This window comes from Comamonas sp. CAH-2 (genome assembly GCF_009668305.1).
Classification (GTDB): domain Bacteria; phylum Pseudomonadota; class Gammaproteobacteria; order Burkholderiales; family Burkholderiaceae_C; genus Comamonas; species Comamonas aquatica.
In genome coordinates this window covers 1-1,772 of record NZ_VSWF01000076.1, presented here as the reverse complement: position 1 = coordinate 1,772, position 1,772 = coordinate 1, and the positions used below count along the sequence as shown (strand labels likewise).

The window sequence follows — 1,772 nt, the reverse complement described above, 5'->3', positions numbered from 1 at the left end:
GGCGGGGTTGGCGGAGGAGGTGCTGGGGGTCTTGCTGCTGTCGGTCATGGGGGTGGGCGCTTTGTTATCGGGTGTGGAAGACATGGTTTTGCGGCCGTTTAAAAAAAGGAGCTGTTAGCGCTGGTTTTGATTAGGTTTCAAGACGTTTGGTGCAGGAAATCCAAGCAATACAAGCGCGACCAGCTATGAATTTCAAGAAAACTGGGGGCGGTGGTCTCAGTGGGGGCGGGGCTGCAGCTGGGGCGTGTCGTCGCTCCAGCCACCGCCCAGGGCGGCGGCCAGGGCGATGCGCGTGTCCAGCGCGCGCGCCTGCAGGTCCACGGCCAGGCGGCGCTGGGTGATGAGCTGGCTCTCGGCGTTCAGCACGCTGATCTGGTTGCCCAGCCCGGCCTGGTAGCGCTGCACGGCAAAGTCGTAGGCGCGTTCGGCCTTGGCCAGGGCCTCCTGCTGCAGCACGTGCTGGCGCTGCAGCGACTGCACGGAGGTGATGGCATCGCCGGCCTGCTTGACGGCGTCCAGCACCGTGCCGTTGTACTGGGCGATGGCGGCGTCCAGGTCGGCCTGGGTGCCGCGCAGCTGGGCGCGCAGGCGCGGGCCGTCAAAGATCGGCAGGCGCAGTGCGGGCGTGACACCGATCTGGCGCGAGCTGGCCTGGAACAGCTGGTCCAGCCCCAGGGCGTTCAGGCCGATGAAGGCGCTGAGGTTCACGTCCGGGTAGAAGTCGGCCTTGGCCACGTCGATGCCGTGGGTGGCCGCCTCCACGCGCCAGCGCGCCGCGACCACGTCGGGGCGGCGGCCCAGCAGGTCGGCGCCCAGCACATCGGGCACGGCCTGCATGTGCAGCGCCGACAGGCGCGGGGTCAGCGCCTGCTGGGCGTCTGGCGCCTGGGCGCACAGCACGGCGAGGGTGCGGCGCGCCAGGGTGATCTGCTCGTCCAGCATTTCCAGCTGGGTGCGCGCGTCGGGCATGGCGGCCTGGGCCTGGGTCAGCTCCACCTGGCTGTCCAGGCCGGCTTGGGTGCGCTGGGCGCTCAGCTCCAGCAGCGACTGGCGCTGGGCCAGGGTGCGCGCGGCCACCTCGCGCTGGGCCAGCAGGCGCGCCAGGGCCACATAGTTGCGCGCCACCTGGGCGGCCAGCTGGGTGGCGGCGGCGGCACGGTCGGCCTGGGCGGCACGGGCCTGGCCCAGGGCGGCCTGCAGCTCGGCGGCGTGCTTGCCAAAGAGGTCGGGCGACCAGGACAGGCCGGCCTGCAGGTTGCCGCTGTTGTAGGTGTGGCCAGCAATCGGCGCGGGCACCATGCCGTGGGCGGTGTAGCGCTGGCGCGTGGCATCGGCACTGAGTGTGCCGTGCACGTCGGTGGCGGTGCTGCTGGCCGCGGCCAGGGCCAGCGCCTTGTCCAGGCGCGCCTGGCTGGCGGCCAGGCTGGGGTGGCCGGCCAGGGCCTGGGCGACCAACTGGTCCAGCTGGGCATCGCCCAGGGCGGTCCACCAGGTGGGCGTGGTCAGCGCCGCGGCATCGGCCGGTGCCGCGGCGGGCGCGTCCAGTCCCAGATCGGTGGCAGCCAGGGGGGTCAACGGGGTGTGGGCCGGGCCTTGGGAGGCGCAGCCCGCCAGGACCAGGGCTGCCACCAGGGCGGTGGCCGCACCCAGGGCAGGGCGCACCACGGGTGTGCGAAGGTTTGAAAACGTCATGAAAAGTGCCTGTGGTTTTTATTGAAATGGGGGCAGAACACGCTGCGGCGTGCGGCGCGGTGTCGCACGCAGGATCAGGG

1 protein-coding gene is annotated in these 1,772 nt (G+C 71.2%); it reads right to left on the bottom strand.

What is annotated here, in order from left to right; genetic code table 11:
- Positions 1–216: 216 nt before the first annotated feature.
- Entirely contained in the window at positions 217–1,692 is a 1,476-nt protein-coding gene (locus tag FYM52_RS18530; protein WP_154165150.1) for an efflux transporter outer membrane subunit, read from the bottom strand.
- Positions 1,693–1,772 lie beyond the last annotated feature (80 nt).

What these genes read in the sequence shown, in the direction of transcription:
- FYM52_RS18530 (WP_154165150.1), bottom strand. Translation starts at nt 1,692, where the DNA reads ATGACGTTTTCAAACCTTCGCACACCCGTGGTGCGCCCTGCCCTGGGT.